Annotated in this window: 22 protein-coding genes; 8 read left to right on the top strand and 14 right to left on the bottom strand. The window is 48.7% G+C overall.

Annotation, left to right across the window (positions count from 1 at the left end; translation table 11 throughout):
- Positions 1–20: 20 nt before the first annotated feature.
- From ACYVFD_RS18655 to rpe, 3 genes are all read right to left on the bottom strand, one after another.
- Positions 21–2,099 (bottom strand): OmpA family protein, encoded by a 2,079-nt coding sequence (locus tag ACYVFD_RS18655; protein ID WP_461091925.1) that lies wholly within the window; start codon positions 2,097–2,099, stop codon positions 21–23.
- 128 nt (positions 2,100–2,227) lie between these two features.
- Complete coding sequence (locus tag ACYVFD_RS18660; protein WP_461091926.1) at positions 2,228–3,631, bottom strand: alpha-amylase family glycosyl hydrolase; 1,404 nt, start codon at positions 3,629–3,631, stop codon at positions 2,228–2,230.
- Positions 3,632–3,685: 54 nt separating this feature from the next.
- Positions 3,686–4,357 carry a ribulose-phosphate 3-epimerase gene (gene rpe / locus ACYVFD_RS18665; RefSeq protein WP_461091927.1) on the bottom strand — a complete coding sequence of 224 codons (672 nt, stop codon included), beginning with the start codon at positions 4,355–4,357 and terminating at the stop codon, positions 3,686–3,688.
- 304 nt (positions 4,358–4,661) lie between these two features.
- Here rpe and ligA point away from each other — a divergent pair, with 304 nt between their 5' ends.
- Both ligA and dapA read left to right on the top strand, forming a co-directional pair.
- The gene (ligA, locus tag ACYVFD_RS18670) at positions 4,662–6,836 is read left to right on the top strand and encodes an NAD-dependent DNA ligase LigA (RefSeq protein ID WP_461091928.1); all 2,175 of its coding nucleotides are present in this window, start codon (positions 4,662–4,664) and stop codon (positions 6,834–6,836) included.
- Between the two features lie 152 nt (positions 6,837–6,988).
- Positions 6,989–7,888 (top strand): 4-hydroxy-tetrahydrodipicolinate synthase, encoded by a 900-nt coding sequence (dapA, locus tag ACYVFD_RS18675; protein ID WP_461091929.1) that lies wholly within the window; start codon positions 6,989–6,991, stop codon positions 7,886–7,888.
- A 117-nt stretch (positions 7,889–8,005) separates the two neighbouring features.
- Here dapA and ACYVFD_RS18680 read toward each other — a convergent pair whose 3' ends face one another.
- From ACYVFD_RS18680 to ACYVFD_RS18715, 8 genes are all read right to left on the bottom strand, one after another.
- Complete coding sequence (locus tag ACYVFD_RS18680; RefSeq protein WP_461091930.1) at positions 8,006–8,194, bottom strand: hypothetical protein; 189 nt, start codon at positions 8,192–8,194, stop codon at positions 8,006–8,008.
- Between the two features lie 95 nt (positions 8,195–8,289).
- On the bottom strand, positions 8,290–10,500 hold the full coding sequence (locus tag ACYVFD_RS18685) for a carbohydrate binding family 9 domain-containing protein (protein WP_461091931.1): 2,211 nt from the start codon (positions 10,498–10,500) through the stop codon (positions 8,290–8,292).
- 168 nt (positions 10,501–10,668) lie between these two features.
- Positions 10,669–12,660, bottom strand: a complete 1,992-nt coding sequence (locus tag ACYVFD_RS18690) for a hypothetical protein (protein ID WP_461091932.1) — start codon at positions 12,658–12,660, stop codon at positions 10,669–10,671.
- Between the two features lie 67 nt (positions 12,661–12,727).
- On the bottom strand, positions 12,728–13,891 hold the full coding sequence (locus ACYVFD_RS18695; RefSeq protein ID WP_461091933.1) for a Gfo/Idh/MocA family protein: 1,164 nt from the start codon (positions 13,889–13,891) through the stop codon (positions 12,728–12,730).
- The gene (locus ACYVFD_RS18700; RefSeq protein WP_461091934.1) at positions 13,888–14,367 is read right to left on the bottom strand and encodes a hypothetical protein; all 480 of its coding nucleotides are present in this window, start codon (positions 14,365–14,367) and stop codon (positions 13,888–13,890) included. Before ACYVFD_RS18700 ends, ACYVFD_RS18695 begins: the two co-directional genes overlap by 4 nt.
- A gap of 580 nt (positions 14,368–14,947) precedes the next feature.
- Positions 14,948–15,232, bottom strand: a complete 285-nt coding sequence (locus tag ACYVFD_RS18705) for a hypothetical protein (RefSeq protein WP_461091935.1) — start codon at positions 15,230–15,232, stop codon at positions 14,948–14,950.
- A 37-nt stretch (positions 15,233–15,269) separates the two neighbouring features.
- Positions 15,270–15,710 carry a hypothetical protein gene (locus ACYVFD_RS18710; protein WP_461091936.1) on the bottom strand — a complete coding sequence of 147 codons (441 nt, stop codon included), beginning with the start codon at positions 15,708–15,710 and terminating at the stop codon, positions 15,270–15,272.
- A 126-nt stretch (positions 15,711–15,836) separates the two neighbouring features.
- Positions 15,837–16,586, bottom strand: coding sequence for an SDR family oxidoreductase (locus tag ACYVFD_RS18715; RefSeq protein ID WP_461091937.1), 750 nt, complete (start codon positions 16,584–16,586; stop codon positions 15,837–15,839).
- 207 nt (positions 16,587–16,793) lie between these two features.
- Between ACYVFD_RS18715 and ACYVFD_RS18720 the strand changes: the two genes are divergently transcribed.
- The 4 genes from ACYVFD_RS18720 to ACYVFD_RS18735 all read left to right on the top strand — a co-directional run bounded on the left by ACYVFD_RS18720 (position 16,794) and on the right by ACYVFD_RS18735 (position 21,331).
- Complete coding sequence (locus ACYVFD_RS18720; protein WP_461091938.1) at positions 16,794–17,696, top strand: histone deacetylase family protein; 903 nt, start codon at positions 16,794–16,796, stop codon at positions 17,694–17,696.
- A 114-nt stretch (positions 17,697–17,810) separates the two neighbouring features.
- The gene (locus ACYVFD_RS18725; protein WP_461091939.1) at positions 17,811–18,569 is read left to right on the top strand and encodes an HpcH/HpaI aldolase family protein; all 759 of its coding nucleotides are present in this window, start codon (positions 17,811–17,813) and stop codon (positions 18,567–18,569) included.
- 68 nt (positions 18,570–18,637) lie between these two features.
- Positions 18,638–19,927, top strand: coding sequence for an McrC family protein (locus ACYVFD_RS18730; RefSeq protein ID WP_461091940.1), 1,290 nt, complete (start codon positions 18,638–18,640; stop codon positions 19,925–19,927).
- Positions 19,928–20,014: 87 nt separating this feature from the next.
- The gene (locus tag ACYVFD_RS18735; protein WP_461091941.1) at positions 20,015–21,331 is read left to right on the top strand and encodes a gluconate:H+ symporter; all 1,317 of its coding nucleotides are present in this window, start codon (positions 20,015–20,017) and stop codon (positions 21,329–21,331) included.
- 83 nt (positions 21,332–21,414) lie between these two features.
- Here ACYVFD_RS18735 and ACYVFD_RS18740 read toward each other — a convergent pair whose 3' ends face one another.
- From ACYVFD_RS18740 to ACYVFD_RS18750, 3 genes are all read right to left on the bottom strand, one after another.
- Positions 21,415–21,879, bottom strand: a complete 465-nt coding sequence (locus ACYVFD_RS18740) for a response regulator (RefSeq protein ID WP_461091942.1) — start codon at positions 21,877–21,879, stop codon at positions 21,415–21,417.
- A gap of 218 nt (positions 21,880–22,097) precedes the next feature.
- Positions 22,098–22,292: a hypothetical protein gene (locus ACYVFD_RS18745; RefSeq protein ID WP_293686894.1), complete on the bottom strand. Its 195-nt coding sequence runs from the start codon at positions 22,290–22,292 to the stop codon at positions 22,098–22,100.
- 241 nt (positions 22,293–22,533) lie between these two features.
- Entirely contained in the window at positions 22,534–22,695 is a 162-nt protein-coding gene (locus ACYVFD_RS18750) for a lmo0937 family membrane protein (protein ID WP_148562429.1), read from the bottom strand.
- Between the two features lie 308 nt (positions 22,696–23,003).
- Between ACYVFD_RS18750 and fumC the strand changes: the two genes are divergently transcribed.
- Complete coding sequence (gene fumC / locus ACYVFD_RS18755) at positions 23,004–24,404, top strand: class II fumarate hydratase (RefSeq protein WP_461091943.1); 1,401 nt, start codon at positions 23,004–23,006, stop codon at positions 24,402–24,404.
- Positions 24,405–24,491: 87 nt separating this feature from the next.
- Positions 24,492–24,731: a winged helix-turn-helix domain-containing protein gene (locus tag ACYVFD_RS18760; protein ID WP_461091944.1), complete on the top strand. Its 240-nt coding sequence runs from the start codon at positions 24,492–24,494 to the stop codon at positions 24,729–24,731.
- Positions 24,732–24,829: the final 98 nt, after the last annotated feature.

The following is a 24,829-nucleotide window of genomic DNA, read 5'->3' on the forward strand; positions in this document are numbered from 1 at the left end:
CTACAAGAATTTACGGGTTCTCATAGTTTTAGAATCGTGAATTCTACCCGCCGGTTTTGTTTGCGCTTCTCTTCGGTTTCGTTACTGGCAATCGGTTTGCTGGGTCCCCAGGCTTTGGTTTGAATCCGTTTTTCGTCGATTCCCTTGCCTGTCAGGTATTCTTTAACCACCCGAACCCGGTCTTCCGAAAGCTTCATATTCGGTTCCCAATCGCCCTGGTTATCGGTATGCCCTTCAATCAGTAGTTCCATGGCTGGGTATTTCTCCATCATGGCTACTACCTGATCTAATTCGGTATCCGCACCGGGCATCAGAACAAACTGGCTTTGTTGAAAAAGCACGTCCCGCATGACGATCTTCTGACCCGCTTCGATCTTGACCAGGTATAGGTTTCGCCGGATGTCGCGAAAGCGCTTATCCTTGCTCAGGTCAAGCATTTCGGTCGTGGTAAAGTAACCTTCCTTTTTGGCTTTCAGGTTATAGACTTTCTGAGTGGGCAGAATCATCTTATATTCACCTGTTTCGGGGTTGTAATCGACCTTTGCTACCTCTTTATTTTCACCCAGTAAGCCTGAGGCTACTTCAGAGGCTACCGGCTTTTTACTTTGGGCATCCAGCACCTGCCCCGATACAATAGCAACCGGGTCGGGTTTGATAGCCGGATATAATTTGAGCCGAAAAATATCGTCTTCGCCCAGCGAACCAGCCCGTGAACTCAGGTAGGCGAAATCGCCCGAAGCGGGGATGGTAAAATATCCATCCCATTCGGCTGTATTGATAGCCGGGCCGAGGTTTTCAGGCTCGCTCCAGTTGCCCCAGGAATCATCTTGTCGGCGACTAACGAAAATATCGCCATTTCCATAGCCCGGATGGCCGGCGGAGGTAAAATAAAGCGTACGGCCGTCAGCAGCCAGAAAGGGCGAACTTTCAAAGTCGGCGGTATTGACAACGTTTCCTAAGGATACAGGTTCCGTCCAGGTATTGTCGGCTTTTTGAAGCGAGACGTACAGGTCACGGTTGCCACGGGTGTCCTTACGCTGTACTGCCAGGATAATCGCTTTCCCGTCGGGTGAGACGCAAAATTCGAGCTGGTTTTTTTCGTGTAAATTATAGTTGTTGGCAATCTTGCACTCAATGGGCTGCGACCAGCCTGCTTTGGTTCGAATGGATTTGGAAATCCCAAAGGACATCCCCCCATCGGGTCGATAGACATTGATCAGATAAGCGGTGCGGCCATCGGTGCCCAGCCCGCTGATGGCGTTATCGCCAGCATTATTGATCGGAGGGCCGATGTTAACAGCCTCACTCCAACCGGGCGGATTGCCACTGGAGGCCGATTCGAGGGTGGAGTACCAGACATCCTGCCGATCGGAAGCGCCGGTGTTGGCTCTGTTGAAATTCCGGGTGAAATACAATGTCCGCCCATCAGGTGCAATCACCGGGGCAACTTCCTGACCTGGCGAGTTCACCGTCTTACCGAGGTTTTCTTTCTGGATTTCTTTCGGTGTGTCTTTGGAGATATTGATACCGACCGTAATGGGTCGGGTATCTTCTGAAATGCCAATAGCATCGATCTGATTAGGCCCTTTCAGCGCGGCTCCGTTGATAATTACCTTGATCTGGGAACAGAGATAAGCCGAATCTTTTGGGAAAATGTGCAGAAGCGGGTCGGGACGAGCCTGAACGCTGGTGGCCTGATACACGGTATGCTGAGCCCCTTTTTCGTCGATCACAATTATTTTGACCACCGCACCGGGATTGACATTCTCGGCTACAACAATCTGCCGGGCCGACATGGGTTTCTCAAAACCAACCTGAATCCATTCGTCAGCAGTGCCATCGGCATAAAACGGTGCCCAGGCACAGGGGTTTTCTCCCATTTCCGGAACTTTGCTGGGCCGCCCCAACGCCTGTGACGCTTTGTACTGTTCGCCAGTGGATTCCCCTTTTTTTTCTGATGATACACCAACCACCCGACTGGCCCATTGTACAGCCACAGGTTGGTTAGTGGGCCGTTGTTGGGAAACGGTCGCTTGCCCATGGCTCATAGTGATAACCATGGCGACCCATATGCCCGACAAGATGCTCCAACCTTGCATAACTACTAAACGAAGAGTATGAACAGACCAAATTAATGATTTACGGCTTACAATGTACGAATTATGGATGAGTGGCATAAACCTACCCCGTACAATCGTACGTCATAAAACCTGCTTTGTAAATCGATCTAGTTGGTCAGTACCCGATACTCCCAGGGTTTAAGCGTCACCAGAATTTCAGGTTTCAATTCCACCGGCTGATGACTAAAAACTTCAGTATACATGCCCGTAAAGTCATCGCCCATTAGTCGGGCTGTTTGGGGTTTATTGCTCAAATTGATGACTACAACAATCCGGTCACTGTCGCGCTGACGATGGAAGGCATACACTTTATCGTCATGATCGGTTTCGATTTTGACGACCTTTCCACCAGCCATGCCATTCCATAACGCCCGATTCCGGTGTTTCAGAGTGAGCAGGGTTTTAAAAAAATCGCTTTTTTCGTAATTGCCCCAAGCAATGGTGTCTTTCTCGGTAAATGCCAGACGTTTGTTCAGGTTGGATTCCATACCGTTGTAGATCAGTGGCATACCTTCGAGTGTGCTGCCCAGGACAATAAACGCGTCAGCACCGGGACCGAACGACTCCGTAAGAGTTCCATTTTTGGCATTCTCGTCGTGATTTTGTGTAAAAATCATCTGGTAATACCAGGGCGGAAACTTCTTCTGATTGGCTTCGCGAACCGAATCGATTTTAATAGCCTGGCTTTCTCCCTTAGCTATCGACCGCATGATATTATGCAGGCTCCAGCTATAGTTCATGTTAAAGCCACTTTTGAACTGAGCAGGGTCGTCTTCCCATTCTGAAAGCATGAAAACCGTTTTGATTTTGTCCAGTTTCGGTCGCAACTCAGTCCAGAACGTATCCGGCACCAAACCGGCCACATTACAGCGGTAGCCATCAATATCGGCTTCTTTTACCCAGTATTGCATGGCGTCCATCATGGCCTTTCGCATCTCGGGGTTGTCGTAGTTCAGGCCAATAATATCCGTCAGGCTGCTGGGTTTTCCCGTCACGGGATCGATAGGAGCTGTCATTTTGCCTTTGGCCGTCAGGTACCAGTCGGGATGCTGACTTACCCACACATGGTCTCGACCGGTATGGCTGGCTACCCAGTCCAGAATGACCCGCAGACCAAACGCATGAGCCCGGTTCACCAGCGATTTCAAATCGGCCATTGTGCCATAGTCCGGGTTTATGGCTTTAAAATCGGAAATTACATAGGGGCTACCCAACGTTCCCTGTTTCCCTTCCTGACTGATGGGGAAAATGGGCATCAGCCAGAGAATATCGACCCCCATCTCTTTCAGCCGGGGCAGTTGAGCTTCAATGGCTTTAAAGTTGCCCTGTGCCGAAAATTGCCGCGTATTGACTTCGTAGATCGTTGCGTTTTTGGCCCAGTCGGGCGACGGAGGAGCACCGATGGTTGTGGTATCAGTTGGAGAATTTTCGGATTGATTCTGGTTCGATTTGCGACAGGCCGTTGGGAGGAACAGCGAGCTGAGCAGGAGGGCTAGGTATATTTTCTTCATGGATGAATGCCTACAGCGTCAAGTATGTTAAGCGTTACGGAATAGGGTTGTGGATTAGGCCATCATCGGTGAACTACTGGCTTTTAGCTGACGAATTGCCTCGATAGGATCGGCCGCCCGGAATACGGAATTGCCTGCTACCAGCACATCGGCTCCTGCCTTCACTAAGTGTTGGGCGTTTTGCTCACCTACTCCTCCATCGATTTCGATTAGGGCTGTTGAGCCATTCGCCGTCAGTAATTGTTTTAACTTCGCTACTTTCTGAAGGGTGTGGGGAATAAATGTTTGGCCTCCAAAACCCGGATTTACCGACATGATGAGTACGACATCGATCTGCTCCAGCACATCTTCGAGCCCATTAACGGGTGTATGTGGATTCAGGGCAACACCAGCCCGGCACCCGAGTTCACGAATCTGGGATAGTGTACGGTGCAGGTGTGTACAAGCTTCGTAATGAACATGAATAACCGACGCGCCCCCTTCGGCAAAGGCTTCGAGGTATCGTTCAGGTTGGGCAATCATCAAGTGAACATCCAGCGGTTTCTGACAGTATTTCCGGGCAACTTCCAGTAAAGGAAACCCAAATGAAATATTGGGAACGAACAACCCATCCATGACATCGAAATGCAGGTAATCGGCTTCGCTACGGTTTACCAACTCCAGCTCTTTTTGCAGATTGGCAAAGTCAGCAGCCAATAGCGAAGGGGCAATCAGGGGCGGATTCATGGTTGTTTTTGCGTTCGAAGAAATCAAATCGTTGAAAAAGAAAGGCTTAAGCAAAGGTCGTTGCCAATACTCAATTTTTTTATCCTGTAAAACTAAGTTTTTTTGCTTGAACGAGGAAACAAACCCAATATTGCTGTCTGGTGGAGTGGTCAATTGGTTGATTGGTTCATCGGTTGCCTGGTTAATTGGCTGGTTAGTTAAGCATGTCATTAGAAGCGTAGTAGACCAGGTGACTGTATTTAGTCAGCCAAACAACTAATCAATCCATTGACCACTCCACCAATGAACTAATCTCCAAATACCTATGAATCCCCAGGAGCGCATTGTCGAATTGACCGACCAGTTGAATTATTATAATTTCCAGTACTACCAGAATAGTATTTCGGAAGTAGACGATTTTACATTCGATCGACTACTGACCGAATTGACAGAACTGGAAAAGCAGTATCCCGAATTTCGTCAGGCCGATTCCCCAACTGCTCGAGTGGGCGGAACGATTAGTAAGGAATTTGCGACGGTCTATCACCGGTTTCCCATGTTATCGCTGGGTAATACCTATTCGGAAGAAGACCTGATTGAATTTGATAAACGGGTGCAAAAAGGGCTAAATGGGCAGCCGTATGAATACATATGCGAACTCAAATTTGATGGAGTCGCTTTGAGCATGACCTATGAAAATGGGATACTTGTGCAGGGGGCTACCCGGGGTGATGGCGTTCGTGGTGATGATATTACGGCGAACATCCGTACGATTCGGACGGTACCGTTAAGCGCAGGGGGCAGGGGGCAGGGGGCAGAGGGCAGAGGGCAACGGGCAACAGGCAAGACCGAGCGTGAAGGGCAGTTGACCCTGTCATTCGACAGCGACGCTGCCCCCATAGCCCCAAACCCTTCGCCCCAGACCCTGAGTCCCATGCCCCCTGCGCTTTTCGAAGTTCGGGGCGAAGGCTTTTTGCCCCTGGCGGAATTTGATCGCATCAATAAAGAGCGTGAGGATATTGGTGAACCGTTGCTGGCCAATCCGCGTAATGCCGCTTCAGGAACGTTCAAACAGCAGGATTCCAGCGCCGTAGCCAGGCGTCGGCTCGATTGTTACATCTATTCCTTTCTGTCTGAACCCGAAGTGTTCCAGACGCATGAAGAAAGTCTGATCGCGCTGAAACAGTGGGGGTTCAATGTGTCGCCGACCTGGCGAAAATGTGCCGACATCCGGGAGGTGATGCAGTACATTAACGATTGGGAAGAAAAGCGATTTACGTTGCCACTCGGTACGGATGGTATCGTGATTAAAGTCAATCGCTACGATCAGCAGCGTGAGCTGGGCTATACCGCCAAAAGTCCGCGCTGGGCCATTGCCTTTAAATACAAAGCCCTGGCTGCCAGTACGGTTCTGAAAGGTATTCGGTATCAGGTTGGCCGAACGGGAGCCGTGACGCCGGTCGCATTGCTTGCCCCCGTATTGCTTGCCGGTACAACCGTGAAACGAGCTTCTTTGCATAATGCCAACGAAATTGAGCGGCTGGGCGTCATGCTCAACGATACTGTATTCGTTGAAAAAGGCGGTGAGATTATCCCTAAAATCACCGGCGTTGATCTTAACCGGCGCACGGATCAAAGTCAACCTATTGTTTACCCAACTACCTGCCCGGCTTGCGGCACTCCTTTAGTGCGGAAAGAAGGTGAAGCGAACTTTTACTGCCCCAACGAACGAGGTTGCCCTCCCCAACGTCAGACTCGCTTCGAGCATTTTATCCAGCGACGGGCTATGAATATCGAAAGCCTGGGTGAAGGAAAAATTGAATTGCTTATCGACCGGGGGCTGGTCGAAACACCTGCTGATTTGTATGAATTGACGGCTGATAAACTCTTAGGTATTCAAAAGACCTTTGTGGATGAGGATTCAGGGAAGCAGCGGATCGTTAGTTTCCGTGAAAAGACCGTCGAAAATATCCTGACGGCCATTGAACGATCGAAAGCGCAGCCGTTTGCTAATGTGCTGTTTGCGCTGGGCATTCGGTATGTAGGCATTACTACGGCTGAAAAGCTGTCGGATTACTTCGGGTCGATGGATGCGATAATGAACGCATCGCAGGACGAATTACTGGCCGTGCCGGATACAGGTCCACGGATTGCCGAAAGTATCGTGGCCTGGTTTGCCGACGAGGAAAATCGTGCCTTTGTTGAACGGTTGCGGACGGCGGGCCTACAGTTTGTGGGTGAGAAAAAAGTAGTGGAGCCGGAAGGCGATACCCTGGCAGGTAAAACGTTCCTGTATACGGGCACGTTTGCCCATTTCAGCCGGGAAGAACTCGAAGCGCGTATTGCTGCCAATGGTGGTAAGCTCTTGAGTGGTGTATCAAAAAAACTGAATTATCTGATCGTGGGCGAAAATGCGGGGCCGTCTAAAGTCGAAAAAGCACAGAAACTGAATGTGCCTATGATCAGTGAAGATGAATTCCTGGCGATGCTGGAATTCTAGGACTATTGGAACTGAGAGATCTGTAAACTACCCAACAGATCGCTTTGAATGTAATGGCCATTATATAAGGTTGCCGGATTAGAACTTTTCGTCAGTAAAGTTTCACAAGTAAATTCCCGTACCTTTGCAGTTCTAAAATTCTGTTTCCGAGAATGGATACTAAATTCCACGGGGTCGGTGTTGCTATCGTGACACCTTTCAATGCCGACCACTCTATTGATTTCGACGGTTTTGGCCGCGTTATCCAACACATCTCCGATGGAGGAGTGCGTTATGTTGTCCTTCAGGGCACCACCGGTGAATCGCCAACGGTAACCAAGAAGGAAAAAGCCCAGTTGCTGCAATACCTGAAGGAGAACAATCCGAAGAAACTGCCGATCGTATACGGTGTTGGGGGCAATGTGACCGCCGATGTCGTAGCGGGAATGAAGGATATTGACTTTGAGGGCGTAGATGCTATCCTGTCGGTTTGCCCTTACTATAATAAACCGGGAAAACGCGGGGTAATCGAGCATTTTACCCGTATTGCTGATGCCTGCCCAGTGCCGGTTATTCTATATAATATACCCTTCCGAACTGGGATTAATATGTCGGCTGAGACGATTGTCGAACTCGCGCAGCATCCAAACATCATTGGCGTAAAAGAAGCGTCGTGTGTGATTGAGCAGTGCATGGAAATCGTTCGCGACAAACCTGATGATTTTCTGCTCATTTCGGGCGACGACGTACAGGGCGTACCCATCATCAGTATTGGTGGAGTAGGCGTTATGTCGGTGATTGCCAATGCGTTTCCGGCGCGATTCTGCGGATTGATTGAAGCGGCTTTGCAGGGCGATTTTGCCTTTGCCCGGAAAGAGCTTGGTCATTTCCTACGAATCGACCCATTGCTGTATGAAGAAGGTAACCCAGTAGGGGTTAAAAATATCATGGAGATTATTGGCCTGATTTCGGCAGAAGTCCGCTTGCCACTCATGAAAGCCTCCGACGACCTGAGCGAACGTCAGCGTGCCGTTCTTCAGCGCGATGGACTGCTGGAATTGGTAGCTCAGTAAATAATTTGCCTGCTCGGCCGCGATTGCATCGCGGCCGAGCAGGCAAATTATTTAAAATCAAAAAAAGCTCGCCGATGGTGACGGTGAGCTTTTTGATTTTAAATAATTTGGAAAGTGTTATCTACTGCCTCCACCAAACAGCTTCGATATAAGCCAGATAACCACACCGATACCGGCAATAACAAGAATAGCGCCCGTCCAGGCACCAGCTTTAAAAATATCACCAATTGCTTCGCAACTGGTCAGAAAGAATGTAAGAAACAAGGCCACCAGGGCTACTGGGAAAATACGCAACAGGGCTTTCATAACGTTGACTGAAATTTAGTGTAGTTGTTTAAGCTTCGCTTTTGAGCAATTGCCAGATTAACTACCACAAATTCAGTTTGTTTAAAACTCGACCCCTACAAGTTCCACCAGTAAGTCCACTTCAGCACCAACGCCCGATTTTTTACCGAAAAGAAGCCCGGTATATCCTGCCCAATTTGTGCTGAATTAGGTAAATAATTGTCTGTATACACTAGGAAAAAATCGGATGCGGGCTTATACCGCCACTGAATACGGGCGTTCACGTTCATGTTCTTCTGTTGCTCATTGTACTGAACAAAGGTGGTTAGGTAGAGCGTATTGGTGAGGGTGAGGTCGAAACGGGGGCTGATTAGCCAGAACGTAGTTTGTCCCCAGGGTTGCGGCAGTCGAATATCGTTGTAGCTCAGGCTAGCTGCCAGACTCACATAGGGCTGTATGCGATACCCCAGATCGGCCGTTAGATTCAGCCGGGTGCCATTGGCATAGTAACCACCGTAACGACTTGAAAACCCATAGGTGAATACACTTTGGGGTTTGGAGTCAAAATCAGTACCCCAGGCTGTCCAGTAATGTTCAGTGCCAGTGGCTAGTGTTTCCCGGCCGGTATTAGTCGGATCAAACGGTTGTAAGAGACGAACGTAATCGGTCGCTACCCAGGCCGTAAAAACGCTTCGATTACGGAAGGTAATGGCGTAACTTAGGTAACTTTCGTTGTCACTTTGCTTCCAGGCCGGGTCGAAAAAATAGGTAGAGGAAAGCAGCGGCCCGTGGTTCAAGACACTGCTCCCCGTTGGCAGGAAGGTGTAGCCAAGTGTAGCCATACCGCGCTCATAACCCCGGCGTGGTACGTACCCTGCTTCAGCCGTATAATTCTTACCGACCGACTCGACCTGACCGCCAATGAGCCATCGGCGGCTTGTGTATTGCAGATTGCCTGCATAGACGGCATCGTCGCCCGATTGGTCCGGGCTAAACGATTTAACGTACAAGGCTTTTCCCGTCCAAAGGTTATTGGCCGATGCCAGATTGTATTCGAGCCCGAAGTTGCGGTTGTAGCGTGAGTACAGGGGCTTGTTGGCCTCAGGCTGGTAGGAAAGCGATTCTTTATTAACGAACATCAGCCCAATGTTCGACCGGGCAAAGATTCGCCGTTGCAGGGCTACCACTGCGAAGTTCTGCGCCGGTAAGCCCGTATCGTCCACCCGCCCCGTCTGCATGTCCATAATGCCCATACGCCAGTCTTTGTTAAGCTTGCCACTGAGTCGGGCTCCAAAGCGGATGGGTACCCCGCCGAGTCCAATCCGTCGGCTGAAAAACGGGCGGATGGTTGCGTAACCGAAGTTGGTAAACTGATCACCGTTTTCCAGGAAAAACTGCCGTTTCTCGGGGAAGAACAGCTCATACCGATCCAGATTCGTTACCTGTTGGTCAACATCGACCTGGGAGAAGTCGGGGTTTACGGTCAGGTCCAGATTGAGTGATGAAGTAACGGCGACTTTAGCATCCAGACCGGCATCGAAACGGCTGTTGGTCGGGGTGTTGTTCTGGTAATCTCGGGTGATGCCCGTGAGCGCGTAGGGGATGATGGAAATATTAGGGCCGGGCTGTGGGGGCGCTTGATCCCAAACGAGTACCCCTGTTAAAGCCAGCGAAGCCGTCGGAAATTGTCGTTGAATCGGTGTCCAGGACGATTTTTCGGTCGTTTTTAAATCCTGTCGACTAAAGTTGATGCCCCAGCGGGTAATCCCTTTTTTGTACCGGATCGTCTTGAACGGGATGGCCAATTCAAGTACGTAACGGTCAGCGTAATTCTTGACAACGGAGTACCATTTGTTATCCCAGCTTAGATTGGCCTTGCCACCTTCATACAACAACCCGTCCCATTGGGCTCCGGCGGCATTGGTGCCAAACGTAAACCCATTGGTCTGGTCGTCGAAGGTATCCATGAAAAAAATGAAATTGTCATTTTTAACAAACGACCAGTCGCGCCGGAGCGATTCGACCATGTAGGGACCTTCAACGTAGCCGTGGTAGCAAATAGCACTCAGGTAAATGTTATGATCGTCGTAGGTCATCCGCACATCGGTACGAACGCGGGCGCGGCTGGTGTCCATGGGGAGGACCATCCAGAAATCGGTAGCGACTTCGGCAGCCTGCCAGGCTGGTTCTTCAATCAGACCATCGATTGTAACGGGCGAAGAGGCTCGGTTAATATGAAGTTGATAGCTCTCGTTTTTTTTCTGAGCCAGCAGCTTGGTTTGGCAGAATAAGCAAAAAGTAACAGCGAGAAAGACGGAGAATTTCACCAAAGGAACGCTTTATAGACTACAAACTAAAAAGCAAAGATAAGGCTCATTTATACCGTTCGATGATAGCCGATTGAGTTGATTCGATGTGGTGGGATAGTTTAACGCTTGCTTTTGGAAAATTTAGAGAATAATTACGCTCTAATGGCTCCGATGTTCGTCATCTCTTTATTCTTGATCGGTCATTTCTGCCCAAAAGCCCAGGGCTTCATTGGTTGAAAAGGCTGTAAAAAACGTTTTATTTACGTTCTCATGAAGAAATAAAACAACTGTGGTAGCGGGATTGCCCGTTAGATTGACTTCTACAAATCCAACTTTATCAAAATCCATTATATGACTTGCCTGTTGAATCATGTTGGTTGAATAGCCTATATAGTGCTGCTCATCGATCGTGATTGTCCATTTCAGCATAGCCTCCCTGTCGAGTTTGCAATGGATCGCTACTGTTTGGCAGAGACCCCGGAGAATGGTTTTGCTTGCTAAGGCAAATGCGTCTAGCCGGTTAGGATGGAAAGCGCATTCTTCTACTGCACAGAGAGTAAGAAAAGGGCGCAAAAATGAGTCGGGTCCAATAAGAGCCCCGCCTTTTCTATTGGGCAACGGGAATAGATAACCAGTTGGATACGGTATATGAACTTCTCCTTTCGTTGTATAGATCAAGTTCCCATCTGCCGTCATCTGAAAAACAGCTCTCGAAACAAACGCAAATGAATCCGTTGGTGTGCGGGGTTCAAGTACCATCAATCGAGCTAAAACATCCAGAAAAAAATAACCACGGATAATAAGCGAATGATTGCCCTGATTTCGCCCAAGATGAACCGTTCCGATGGATAGCTTCTGGGCGTCGCCTTGAATGGAAAGATTGCGCTGGATATGCTTTATAGACGTAAAATCCAGAATACCATTGAGGCCCACCCAACCGGCCTGAGTACCTGGGGGTAAAAAGCGAAGCACCTTGGCCAACCGGGTGGCAAACGTGTCTGACCAGGCTCGTAGTGTTACCGTATAAGGAATAACCTGATTGACTAAGCTGCCAAACTGAATGTCCAGTTTGCCCAGTGCGGGTGTTTGACCGTGAGCTACCGATTGAAAAACGGGGTTGTTAAGCGTAAAAATGTCACCGAAGCAGTTGTAATGGGGGATGCTCAGGAGAGTAAGGCGGGTATTTTGCAGTTGATTAAATTTAGCCAGCAAAGGTTCCGATATCTTCGAAAGCTGAGGCTCCATTGGAAAGGTTGTTGCCTCTATGGAAATAAAAGGATGTAGTGATGAATTTCGGGCTGGAAATGGCTTGTCAAATAGCCCGGATTTATGCATACCCGGCATTCGAATCGGGCTACCAGCTACGTCCGGTCCTAATGGTAAAAACATACCAGCATAAATGCTTAAACCAAATCCCTGTACTGAAGAGGTTACCCGTAAATAACCAAACGCATGGCCAGCATAGGGCAGCCCTGGAAAGAGCAAAGGAGGTGCCGATAGCCCTGGGTTTGTCGCTGAAAGCTGATCAATAGCCGAATTGTCAAATTGGACATTATAGTGGAAATTATACAGACGTCCCGTTTTCAATTCCAGTTTGCCATGCGATCGCATGTGAGTGTCATGCACCTGATTGCCAGTTGTAGGCAAGCAATAACCGGCCGGACTGGAAAGGGTTGAATCCGGGCCCTGAAGTCCCTGTTTATGATGGAGCGTAAAGTTGACGAACCCATCCCGCTCGACAGGTTCAAATTGAATGCTGATGGTTCCCGATAACGGAGTGGAAGTCAGTGCATAGCCGCCTGTTAGGGAAGGGCCACTCCAGCCAAAGGGAGGAAACCGTTTATCGACCGGTTTTTCATCGGGCAGGTCAACGATTTGTAGGGCATCACCAAAAAAACATTGATCAGGCTGAAGGTAAAAAAGTAATTGCCTGCCACAAATTTTTTCAGCAGCTATGCGTGCGGCAGCAGGCCATAGGCCGCAACCAGGAATTCCTTCAATAGGTCTAAGCCCGGCTTTAATTTGCAACGGGTCAAAAACAGGCCCTTCATAGAAAGTACGAATAGGGGTTTCCACCTGCAGATCAAATTGCTCGATGGTGTCGCCCCGAAGGGCACGTCGGAGTCGGTGCCAGCCAGCCTGTAGTTTTCTAAGTACTAGATAGAGATAGAGTGTCATCGAAGAATATCTTTGACAAATGAGATAGAACCTATGTATAGATGCTTGTATCGTTCTCTGTTCGGGGTCATTGCATGGTAATGACCTGAAAAGATGTCGAGTCCCATCTTAACTGTGTTTTCTGCTGCTGAATCAAAAGATTACCCAGTAGCACCAGTTCGGCCAGCTTCAGACCCAACTCCCAAAAGTTAGCTAGTGGTTGGGTCGATGGCTGTTGAATGGAAGCAATCCATTCCTGGTAGTGATCAGCAAAGAGGGGAGTAGGCGGTATCGGGAGATTCACATCACGAAATTTTGCTTTGGGGAGCAGGTGCAGGTAACGACCCACAAGAGCGGTAGGTAAATAAAGGGATCCCTCCGTTCCTCTGATCAGGCAGCCGTTGTCATCTAGTCTTACCTCATCTTTCAGCCAGGCTTCTGGAGGGCGTTTTCCTCCATCATACCAGTACAGGTGTATGCCAGATGAAAACGTGTACACCAACTCCGACCAGGCCGGATAGGTATAGGTACTGGGCTTTCCATACGAGCCACTCACTTCGGTAATTGTTCCCAGATCGATACCTAAGAGAGGAATTGCTCCCAAATGAAAGCCCATATCGCCTAATGCCCCCGTTCCGAAATCAAACCAGGAGCGCCATCGAAAAGGGTGATAATCTGATCGATAGGGTCTGGCTGACTGGCCATCCAACCAGAGATGCCAGTCCAGTCCCTCAGGTATATCGGCTGGTTTATTGACTAAACGGTATACCGGTTTCCAATACTGACCAGGGCGATCGGTCCATAAATGAATCTCCTGAATAGAGCCGATCATCTGATCTTTTAACAAACAGATGGCCTGTCGGGCCGTCCAGGAAGATAAGCCCTGGAGACCCAACTGTGTCGAAAGACTGGATTTAGCCAATAATGATTTGAGCAGGCTAGCCTCCTGAAGGGTCCTGACCAGTGGTTTTTGGCAATAACAATGCTTGCCAAACTGGATGGCCAGTTGGCAAAGGGAAGCATGGGTATGGTCAGGAGTACTGATAGAAACGGCATCAAACAGGTGGTGCCCCTGATCAAAAAGCTGTCGATAATCTCGGTATGCTATTGCAGCAGGGAAGATTTGCTTCGCTCTCTTTAATGGCTTTTCATCGACATCACAAAGGGCCGTGACTGTAGCGTACCGGCTTATACTCATTAAATCTACCCATCCGTATCCCCCGACGCCAATGCAGGCAACGCGAACGGTCATGGGATTTCGACGGTTCCATCCAGGGTTCCAATTGAACGACCATCAGCAAATAGCCGGGCATTGACTTTTGCTGTACCCTTCGCGTTGGTAAACCCACGGCTACCCCCTGTGAAGGTTACGGTTACATGGGCTTCCCGAAACTCCTGACCAGCGGGCGGTTCTGGACTGGTTCCTGATAAGGTGGCATAAACAACATCATGTGTATGGAGCGAAATAAATTGCGCCGATCCTCTTAGAATCCCTTTTTTATTCACGGACCAGTTGATACTGACTACTTCCAGGTCTGTCACTTTCAGGGGAGGAACCACTGCAGGTGGGAACACGGGTAGAATTCGATCTTCCGGCATGAGCGCATTACCGGCCAGGGCGATATTATCTACCTTTTGATCGGCTCTAAAATGGGCGGTGCCGCGTCGGTCAAGACGAACGAGTTGATAAAATCCAGAATACGATTGGGAAAGTTTGAGCTGTTCCATAGGTGTATGAAGTATAGTTAGAAAAGCAATCAGAAAAGTAATCAAATGCAATCACTGTTCACTTTAGATGCCACTGCCCTCAACTACCAGCCCTATGAGTAATCTATTCATTCACTAATCCTTGTTGATGCTATGCAAACGGGCAGTAGCCATAAAAGGTAATCGGACGGAGGTTGGTATGCATTTTACTTCACTAAAACAGAGAGCTACTAGAAGCCGCTCTCTATGTAATGGGGGAATGTTCCCTTGTCTATACAAGCCGCTAATTGTCTGAGCATTAGACGAAAGATGAATTTATACGTCACTATTTTATTGTCAGAGGTTTCTTGAAAGGCACCTTATCTGGGATTTAGTGTAACCATTGAAATCGTCCCTGATGTTTTCTAGTGAGAAACAGCCGTTTTTTTACAACACTCGGGCTTAGGTCAAATCGTTGGACTATGGTCTGTTGATCGAATCGCCGTACATGAAATTGACATAGCAAATTCTGATCGTCAACTGCATAAGGTAGAGTACAAACAAAAGACGCAATGACTGAATAGCCATTGCGTCTTTTGTTTGTTGTATGTAGTAGCTCCTGCTACGAAGGAATTTCGTCGGTCATGCTTGGGTCCGGTTCGGTGCCATCGTTGTTGCCCAGAGAATCGTCGTTGCCAAATGAATCCTCGTCAACCTCCATATTCGGGCTACCCGAAGGCTTCCCTTTTCCATCAGGACCACTATCGACGTTACCGACCAAATCCGTCGGATTGTAGTCTTCATTGAGCATAATGCTTTCGTCGGGTGTTTGGGCGGGGCCTTCTGTCTCGGGGGTGAATGCCTGCGACGGCTTGTTTAGCATAGCATCCTGATTGGCGTTTTCCATAATTGCGTCTTTGTGGTTCAATTTAATTGAATTGACTTCACCCTTTTGTAAATAATTCCCATAACTGCTGGTAAAGCTTGCCTGCGTATTTTTTCACGTCCCGGTGAGACGCATGGATCGTAAACGGCGAAAACGGATTCGCTGACGTTTTAAGCGCTTCAATCCGAACCGTGCGGCCGGTCGTCCAGACACCAGCCAACCGGCGGACCGAACCTGTTAGGCGTACACCTGCGTCCAATAGCTCAACCTGGCAAGTATCGGGGTATTCGGCTGCGGCCAACTGCTGCGAAAAGCGCTCCAGCTGACTGGCATCAAACCAAGACAACGTCGGAATATGCAGATGATCTGTGAAGCGACCGCTACGACATAAAAAGCGTAACGACAGCAACGAGGGGCCCGTTGTGCGTTGAGCGGAAACCTGTAGGTCGAGAACTTCTAACGGTGACCGCTCAGAAGAGGTAGAGAGTTCGATGTTCATAGTTGATGAAGATTACCCGATTAGATAGCCGGGCCATGCCAGTTCGTCCAGCATGGCCCGGCTGCTATATTAACTTTCTATTAACTCAACAAAGGTGATGATGTTTTCGAATTGCCCATAGCGTAATTATACGTAAATCATCTTTCGGGTCATACCACCGTCAACCACAAAGTTTTGGCCTGTGATAAAGCTATTTTCCGGGGCAATCAGAAAGAGAATCATGCGGGCAATATCGTCGGCCTGACCAACCCGACCGGCCGGATGCTGACTGTGATCTTCCGGGCGAAGGTCATCGGATTTAGCCTTGGCTTTTTTCTTAAGAGCCGACACATCGATCCAACCAGGACTGATGGCATTGACGCGAATATCGGGACCCAGGCTAACGGCCAGCGAATGGGTGAGCGCCAGGATACCGCCCTTACTGGCTGAATAGGCAAACGTATCGGGTTCTGACTGAAAGGCTCGGGTAGAAGCCATATTGATGATACTCCCTTTTTGCTGGGCCAGATAGGGTGAAAGATGTTTGGCACAAAGAAAAGCACCCGTCAGGTTCGTCCCAATCACCCGATTCCATTCCTCGAGCGTGAATTTATCGAGTGGCTTTTCGATAGCAATCGCGGCATTATTGATCAGGGCATCGATCTGGCCAAAATGATTTATCGTCTGTTCGGCAGCCTTGCGGACGTTCGTTTCGCTCGATACATCGCAGGAAATAAATAAGATTTGTGCCGCTGAGGCTTTAAAGGCTTCGCGCAGTTCGGCCAGCGCGTCGGTGTCTGCTTCCCAGATGGCTACCCGATAACCGTGAGTGAGTAAATATTGAGTGGTAACACGGCCAATTCCCTGGCCTCCTCCTGTGATGATAGCTGTTCTCATACAAGCCGGATAAAGTAGTTGGATGAATAGTTCCAACGAACAAACCCGTGAAATTGGTAGCCGAACAGGGGCAGGAAACATTAACTTAAGGCGTATCCTTATCGAACGGGACAGAAAAGATTTCGGTTTTGAGCGTGCAGATTTCGGATTTTTCTGGTTATGGTATCAAAATCTGAGCCCTAAGTTCATTATCCGAAATCCGTTTGCATGCTGCATATTGCCTTTTCGCCGGTCTATCGGCTGAGGTTGCCCGAAGGCCACCGATTTCCTATGCTGAAGTACGAGTTGATTCATGAACAACTGCTTTACGAAGGCACCTGCACCGACGCCAACTTTGTCGGTCCGGCTCCCGTCGATGACCGTTGGGTGTTGGGCGTTCATACGCCCGAGTACGTACAGGCGCTGAAAACCTTGACCGTTTCGGCCGCCATGATGCGCCGAATTGGCTTTCCACTCACCCGCGAACTTGTCGAACGCGAATGGGTCATTACGCAGGGAACCATCGATTGCACCCAGGCCGCTAAAACGGATGGCGTAGCGCTTAACATTGCCGGGGGAACACACCATGCTTATCCCGATCGGGGCGAAGGGTTTTGTTTACTGAATGATGTTGGCGTAGCTGCTCATTATCTGCTTGAAACGAATCAGGCCCGGAAAATTCTGGTGATCGATCTGGATGTCCATCAGGGCAACGGTACGGCCGTCATGTTTCAGCACGAACCCCGCGTGTTTACGTTTAGTATGCACGGCAAAGACAATTATCCGCTCAAAAAAGAACAGTCGGACCTGGACATTGAGCTGCCGACAGGTACGGCCGACGAGCTTTACCTAAATACGCTATACGATACCTTACCCGCACTACTTCATCGCGAACGGCCCGATTTCCTGTTTTATGTATCGGGCGTTGATATTTTAGCGTCGGACCGACTGGGGAAGCTGGGCGTCAGCCGAAACGGTTGTCGGGAGCGTGATCAATTCGTTTTTGAACAGGCTATACGAAACAACCTGCCCATTGCCGTTTCGATGGGAGGGGGCTATTCTCCCCGCATCGCCGATATTGTCGAAGCGCACTGCAATACGTTTCGGCTGGCAACCAGTATGTTTTTCTGATTCGGTCGTATCTTGCAAAATAAGTCAAAGAGTGAAAGAGCGAATGAGTGAAAGAGTGGAAAACTCAGCTACCTATTTTTCGCTCTTTCACTCATTCGCTCTTTCACTCTTTATATGAAGCAAAATATAGTAAAAACCCGCCTTAAAAATAATCAACCCGTTCTGGGTGTTCTGGCGAATAGTACTGACCCGACCGTTGCCGAACTGTGTGGCTTTTCGGGGCTCGATTTTTATATGATCGATGGCGAACACAGCCCCGTTACGACGGCCCATGTGCAGGATATTGTACGCGCTTGTGAAGTCAGTGGCATCACGCCGTTGGCCCGTGTTCGGAGCAATGATGCCAAATTGATTCTGCAATTTCTGGATGCGGGTGTTATGGGCATCATGATGCCGGGCGTTCGAACAGTAGCCGAGGCCGAAGCCCTGGTAAAAGCGGTAAAGTACCCGCCCGCAGGCACACGAGGATTCGGTATTGTCCGGGCCAACGAGTATCTGATGGGAGCGATGAGCCAGGGCGAGTACATCGAATTTGCCAACGAACAACTACTGGTGCTACCTCAGATCGAAGACAAAGAAGCCATCGATAATCTTGACGATTTACTTGAGGTCGACGGCATCGACGGTTTTGTGATTGGCCCGCGCGATCTGGCCATGAGCATGGGGTATCACGACGGTCCTGGTCATGATGAAGTAAAACGAACCATTGCCGGTGTGGTTGACCGAATCCGAAAAGCCGGGCTGATTGTGGGTACCACAGCCGCTACGGGCGATCAGGCCAAGGCATTAGTCGACCGGGGCGTTTTGTTTTGTCTGAACACGTTTTCAGGATTGTTGAAGTCGGCAGTTAGCGACTTTATGAAAGGAAGGTGATGTAATGCGGGTGGAAACCCGCCGTATAAGCTAACTATCGCGAGTTTCCACCCGCGTGACATACAGTAATGCCAACAACCATATCCGTCCTTGAAAACAGTCTGATCGGCTCGTCGGAGCAGTGGGGCGAACCACCCAAAAATGGGCTGTTAGTGCCAGACGAGGTATTTCAGGTGCTACGTCGGTTCGTCTTTGAGCAGGAGGATGCAGAAGGGTTGCTGGCATTTTCGATACAAAAAGGGCGTGAACTGATTCAGATTCGTAATTATGTTGGCCTATTGCCCGTAACGCCCCAGACCCAGCTCGAAATTCTGCCGAAAATTGGTTCCATCGATCAGGCCAGAGCGCGGCTGCTGACCATGCTACGGCAGCTACGGCATAGCTTCTTGCATACACTGCCCGATGCCCAGACCCGTGCCATTTCGCTGCCGTTATGGGAGGTATTCATTATGGCTTTTCTGGATACAGTCGAACCGTTGATCCGGCAGGGTATTCAGCATGCTTATGTCCTGGTAGAAAGCAACGAGCGATACTGGAAAGGCAAGATTCAGGCAACTCGCCAGCAACGGGAAAACGCCTGGCATGCTGAGCGGTTGGCTGTTGTACATGATAAACTGACGGCCGATGTAGCCGCCAACCGGATTCTGAAAACCATGTTGACGTACCTGGCTGGTGAAACAAAAAATCTGGGCCTTCTGCGCCGAATTGGGCAATTGGTGTGGGCACTGGATGAAGTGCCGGTTTCGGAATCATTGGCCGATGACTTTCGGATTGTTCGTCGGTCGGGACGGTTGTTTCGCCGGTATGAAGGAGCTTTGCGCTGGGCCGAAGCATTGGCGCAAGGGAGAGGGTACGGCGTAAAATCAGGAGCGACCCCAAACCTGGCTCTACTTTTTCCGATGGAGCGGGTATTTGAAGATTACGTAACGCATGGCATACGAACCTACTGGCCCGATGGCGATGGTGTAAGCATACAGGAGTCCTCGGTTCACCTGGTCGATGAGCACATTGGTATGCCCAAATTTAAGCTTCGGCCCGATGTGATTATCCGACATAATGACCGGACACTGGTACTGGATATGAAATGGAAATCGATCAATGCGGCTGAGCCGACCCGATCACAACGTATGGGCAATTACGGTATCGAACAGACCGATTTGTATCAACTGTATGCTTATGGCAAAAAATACGAAGCTGACAACCTGTTTTTGATTTATCCGGCCAACGAAACGTTTCATCAGCCACTACCCGTCTTCGATTATGACCCTACGACCCGGTTGCACGTCGTGCCTTTCGATCTGACCAATTCGCTGGCGAATGAAGTAGAAAAATTAGCTGAGTACGCTTTTTCTTTTTAAACACAAGGGTCGCTTCACTGGCTTTGTGTACTTTGCATTCATCTTGCATCTCGGCATGTGTTGCCGTAAACCCACCTGACCTCATCTATGCCCCTGATTCTTACATTAATCGGCATTCTGACGCTTGTTTTTTTAGTTGCTTTTGTTCGCTTAGATACGTTTATCTCCTTTGTGCTCGTAGCGTTGGGTATTGGCCTGGCTTCAGGTATGGAGGTCGTGGCCGTAGGTAAATCCATTCAAACGGGTATTGGGGGAACACTGGGCGAGTTGGTCCTGATTATTGGCTTTGGGGCTATGCTGGGCCGATTAGTGGCCGAAAGCGGGGCTGCCCGCCGAATAACGGATGTGCTGATCGGTTGGTTTGGGATCAAAAACATTCGCTGGGGATTGGCACTGGCAGGCTTTGTAATCGGTATTCCTCTGTTTTACAATGCGGGCTTCATCATCGTTGTACCGCTGATTTTTACCATTGCTGCGTCCTCTCGACTTCCGCTGATGTCGGTGGCTGTACCAATGTTGTCGGCCCTATCCGTAGCCCATGGGTATTTACCCCCGCATCCTTCGCCTTCGGCCGTGGCTGGTCAACTCAATGCCAATATGGGACAGACGCTCTTGTATGGTATCATTGTCGCCATTCCTGCTATTATTATTGCTGGCCCTATTTTCGGGAAAACACTAACGCACATTAAGGCCACGCCCAACAACGAGTTATTTAACCGCAAAGAGGTGCCTACCCAGAACTTACCCGGCACATTCATCAGCTTTGTAGTTGCCCTGTTGCCTGTAGTTCTCTTAACCACCTTCGGGCCACTTAAAAATGCGATGGTGGGCGAATCCGTGTTGAAAACACTCGTGACGTTATTGGCAGAACCGTATATCGGGATGCTGCTTTCGGTACTGACGGCCATTTATGCGTTGGGAATTCGTCAGGGGCAAAATATGAAAGCGATTACCAAAGACCTGGAAGAGGCCGTCAAAGCGGTTGCGCCGATACTACTGGTGATTGCCGGAGCGGGTGCCCTCAAACAGGTTTTTACTGATAGCGGTACCAGTAAGTACATCGGTAGCCTTTTGGCCGATGTGGCTATCCCTCCGCTGCTGTTGGCCTGGGGCATTGCGGCTTTTATCCGTGTATGCGTAGGCTCAGCTACGGTGGCTGGTCTGACAACGGTAGGTATTGTGCTGCCCTTGCTGCAATCACAGCCCATTAAGCCCGAACTGATGGTACTGGCCATCGGCTCGGGTAGCCTGATGTTTTCGCATATCAACGACGGTGGTTTCTGGCTCTTCAAAGAGTATTTTAACCTGAGTATCGGTCAAACCATTCGAACCTGGTCGTTGATGGAAACGATCGTGTCGATTGTGGGACTGTTAGGTGTATTGGCTTTAAATCTGGTGGTTTAACGAAAACCAGATAGCACATTTTTACATCAGAAAAGCCGTCTTGCTCAAAACGGCTTTTTGGGTCTATACGAGTAATAAATAAATCAGGTAAACTTGGGCAAGGTAACAGCGTCCCACCAGTAATGTCGGAATGAGGCAATGCAGGATAGCCAATTTTCGTATCCCCTTGGCTTGACAATATAGGAATTACTCCGAAGTGAGTACGATTCACTAATATCGTCGGTATCCTGCGACTGGCTGAGCATAATCACTGGAATTTCCCGGTATAAGTAGTGCGATTTTATGAATTGCAGGAGGTTAAAACCGTACTCTCGACGAGGTAGATATAAGTCCAGCAAAATCAGTTTAGGTAAATGGTTGATATCCTGAAGACAGGCTTCCAGAAACATCATTGCCTGAGAGGCTTCCTGTATCCAGATCGCTTCTACTTCGGGAAACCGTTGCTGGATTGCCCATCGCATGATGAACCATTCATCAGCATTATCTTCAATGATCAGGACTGTCGCTTTGGGCTTTTTAAGAGGGCTGGGTAGAATTGATTCTTTCATATGAATAAAGTCCGTAATGTACTAGTGAATATAGAAAAGTTCATAAAAAATATATAAGTACTAGAGTATGTTTCAATATAGAAAATAGTACGTGTCCTGTTATTTTATCGAATGGGAATAAAAAAACCTTCCGGCGTTTAGCAGAGGCTGCTAAGCCAGAAGGTTTTAGGAATAGTCAGTAATGACAACTACTGAGCTATCTATATCAATACGATAAATTACTTAATCGAATCTTTCTTGGTCGTGTCGGTCGACATCGTCGATGATGAATCAGTCGACATGCTTGTTGAGTCAGAAGTCATAGACGTCGAATCCGATACGGCTGTTGTCGATTCGGTCGTTTCGGTTTTCGTGCTAGAACAGGCTGTTGCTAAAGCCAGCATAGAGAGCAGAAAAAATGCAGATTTTGCCATGTTTGCTATGAGTTGAAATTATTGATTTTTCATTTATTCCTTAAAATCAAAAAAGTAACCCATAATGTTTGTAGATTTTTCCAGAAAGCCCAATCAATTTGGTATTTTTTGGATAAGCTAGTTTGATTCGTCAGTAAACGCCTGACAATAAAAAAGCCCCTGCATTGGGCAGAGGCTTTTCATTACCTATATGCGTCCACTAGAAGATGGTTACATTCAAACTCCAGAATCGATAGGTATCTCAGACGCTTCGGCCCTGAATAAGCCGGAGAACAATCATGATGACTGCGATTACCAGTAGTACGTGAATGATGCCACCCAAACCAAAACTGTTAAAACCTAAGAAGCCCAGTAGCCAGATAATAATCAGAATGACGGCTATGGTATACAGAAGATTGCCCATGATTATAGATTCTTAACGTTGAAATTAGGTGAATTATAAGTAAAACTACGGTTGCCTTAATTTGTTATAGAAGTTGGATTCATTCCCCAAAAAATAATCCTGTATTTAGGTTAGGCTGTACGTTAAAATGGGGAAAATAGGGCTTTACCGGGTGAAATATCTCGATAAAGATTTCGATTCATGTCAACGCTGTTCTCCTGCAACATAACTTTGCACCAAATCTAATGAGTGAATTAGTGAATGAGTGATTGAGCGAATTGGCCTCACACATTCACTCAATCACTCAATCTTAATTCACTCATTTATTTATGGAATACCGTATCGAAAAAGACACGATGGGCCAGGTACAGGTACCGGCCGATGTCTATTGGGGCGCCCAAACCCAGCGCTCGATTGAAAACTTCAAAATCGCTCAGGATATTAATAAAATGCCGCGCGAGATTATTCGGGCATTTGCGTACCTCAAAAAAGCGGCTGCCTTGACCAACCTCGACGCTGGTGTACTACCCCAGGAGAAAAGCGACCTGATCGGACAGGTTTGCGACGAAATTCTGGATGGCAAACTGGACGATCAGTTCCCACTGGTCGTGTGGCAAACCGGTTCGGGTACGCAGTCGAACATGAATGTCAATGAAGTGGTTGCGTATCGCGCTCACGTATTGCATGGCGGTCAGCTTAGCGATGAGAAGAAGTTCCTGCATCCGAACGATGATGTCAACAAGTCGCAGTCGTCGAACGATACCTTCCCGACGGCCATGCACATTGCCGCCTATAAAATCCTGCTGGACGTAACCATTCCAGGCATTACCAAACTGCGTAATACGCTGGCCGAAAAGTCGAAGCAGTTCATGCACATCGTTAAAATCGGCCGTACGCACTTCATGGATGCTACGCCGTTGACAGTAGGGCAGGAGTTCTCGGGCTATGTGTCGCAGCTGGATCACGGACTGCGGGCTATCAATAACACGCTGGCTCACCTGAGCGAACTGGCTTTGGGCGGAACAGCCGTTGGTACAGGGATTAATACGCCCCCAAACTATTCGGAAAACGTAGCGAAGCACATTGCTGCCCTGACTGGACTTCCGTTTGTGACGGCCGAAAACAAGTTCGAAGCCCTGGCGGCACACGATGCTATTGTAGAAGCTCACGGCGCTCTGAAAACCGTTGCGGCCAGTCTGATGAAAATCGGTAACGATATTCGGATGCTGTCGTCGGGGCCTCGGGCGGGTATCGGCGAACTGCATATTCCTGATAATGAGCCTGGTTCATCGATCATGCCGGGTAAAGTTAACCCAACGCAGTGTGAAGCCATGACGATGGTAGCCGCTCAGGTCATGGGCAACGATGTCGCTATCAACTTTGGTGGGGCCATGGGCCACTTCGAACTGAATGTGTTCAAGCCAGTTATGATCTACAACTTCCTGCACTCCGCCCGATTGATTGGCGATGTATGCGTATCGTTCAACGATAAGTGCGCTGAAGGGATCGAACCAATCGAAGCGAACATCAAAAAGCACGTCGATTCGTCACTGATGCTGGTTACAGCGCTCAACACCAAAATTGGCTACTACAAAGCCGCCGAAATCGCCCAGACAGCCCACAAAACGGGTTCGACACTGAAAGAAACCGCCCTGAAACTCGGCTATCTAACCGAAGACGAGTTCAACGAATGGGTAAAGCCTGAAGACATGGTCGGCGAGATTAAGTAAGTTAACTTTTTAAGGATTTTTGCTTTCACAATCGGATGGCTGGATAGTCATCCGATTTTTTGTTTGTACCAAAATCTAACCATAGTCATGCCTGTTCCTGACTTTCAATCTCTTATGCTCCCCTTTCTTAAATTTGCTGCCGACGGGCAAGAACATACTCCAAGAGAAGCTGTAGAGAGTTTGGCAAAAACTTTCAATTTGACGGATTTAGATAGGCAAGAATTACTTCCTTCTGGTACACAGCGAATTTTTGATAATCGTATTGCGTGGACAAAGACACATTTGTTAAAAGCAGGGTTGAGATGGTCCAATAAATCGGCACAATGAACTTGCTTAACTTGCAAGACCATGCAGCCTAAAAACAAACCCCTAAAACGGCGTAAATACGACGCAACTTTTAAAGCGGACGTGCTGAAAATGATTGC

Source organism: Spirosoma gilvum (genome assembly GCF_054776815.1).

Coding starts and splice junctions, on each gene's coding strand:
- ACYVFD_RS18655 (WP_461091925.1), bottom strand. CDS start 2,099: ATGCAAGGTTGGAGCATCTTGTCGGGCATATGGGTCGCCATGGTTATC.
- ACYVFD_RS18660 (WP_461091926.1), bottom strand. CDS start 3,631: ATGAAGAAAATATACCTAGCCCTCCTGCTCAGCTCGCTGTTCCTCCCA.
- rpe (WP_461091927.1), bottom strand. CDS start 4,357: ATGAATCCGCCCCTGATTGCCCCTTCGCTATTGGCTGCTGACTTTGCC.
- ligA (WP_461091928.1), top strand. CDS start 4,662: ATGAATCCCCAGGAGCGCATTGTCGAATTGACCGACCAGTTGAATTAT.
- dapA (WP_461091929.1), top strand. CDS start 6,989: ATGGATACTAAATTCCACGGGGTCGGTGTTGCTATCGTGACACCTTTC.
- ACYVFD_RS18680 (WP_461091930.1), bottom strand. CDS start 8,194: ATGAAAGCCCTGTTGCGTATTTTCCCAGTAGCCCTGGTGGCCTTGTTT.
- ACYVFD_RS18690 (WP_461091932.1), bottom strand. CDS start 12,660: ATGACACTCTATCTCTATCTAGTACTTAGAAAACTACAGGCTGGCTGG.
- ACYVFD_RS18695 (WP_461091933.1), bottom strand. CDS start 13,891: ATGACCGTTCGCGTTGCCTGCATTGGCGTCGGGGGATACGGATGGGTA.
- ACYVFD_RS18700 (WP_461091934.1), bottom strand. CDS start 14,367: ATGGAACAGCTCAAACTTTCCCAATCGTATTCTGGATTTTATCAACTC.
- ACYVFD_RS18705 (WP_461091935.1), bottom strand. CDS start 15,232: ATGGAAAACGCCAATCAGGATGCTATGCTAAACAAGCCGTCGCAGGCA.
- ACYVFD_RS18710 (WP_461091936.1), bottom strand. CDS start 15,710: ATGAACATCGAACTCTCTACCTCTTCTGAGCGGTCACCGTTAGAAGTT.
- ACYVFD_RS18715 (WP_461091937.1), bottom strand. CDS start 16,586: ATGAGAACAGCTATCATCACAGGAGGAGGCCAGGGAATTGGCCGTGTT.
- ACYVFD_RS18720 (WP_461091938.1), top strand. CDS start 16,794: ATGCTGCATATTGCCTTTTCGCCGGTCTATCGGCTGAGGTTGCCCGAA.
- ACYVFD_RS18725 (WP_461091939.1), top strand. CDS start 17,811: ATGAAGCAAAATATAGTAAAAACCCGCCTTAAAAATAATCAACCCGTT.
- ACYVFD_RS18730 (WP_461091940.1), top strand. CDS start 18,638: ATGCCAACAACCATATCCGTCCTTGAAAACAGTCTGATCGGCTCGTCG.
- ACYVFD_RS18735 (WP_461091941.1), top strand. CDS start 20,015: ATGCCCCTGATTCTTACATTAATCGGCATTCTGACGCTTGTTTTTTTA.
- ACYVFD_RS18740 (WP_461091942.1), bottom strand. CDS start 21,879: ATGAAAGAATCAATTCTACCCAGCCCTCTTAAAAAGCCCAAAGCGACA.
- ACYVFD_RS18745 (WP_293686894.1), bottom strand. CDS start 22,292: ATGGCAAAATCTGCATTTTTTCTGCTCTCTATGCTGGCTTTAGCAACA.
- ACYVFD_RS18750 (WP_148562429.1), bottom strand. CDS start 22,695: ATGGGCAATCTTCTGTATACCATAGCCGTCATTCTGATTATTATCTGG.
- fumC (WP_461091943.1), top strand. CDS start 23,004: ATGGAATACCGTATCGAAAAAGACACGATGGGCCAGGTACAGGTACCG.
- ACYVFD_RS18760 (WP_461091944.1), top strand. CDS start 24,492: ATGCCTGTTCCTGACTTTCAATCTCTTATGCTCCCCTTTCTTAAATTT.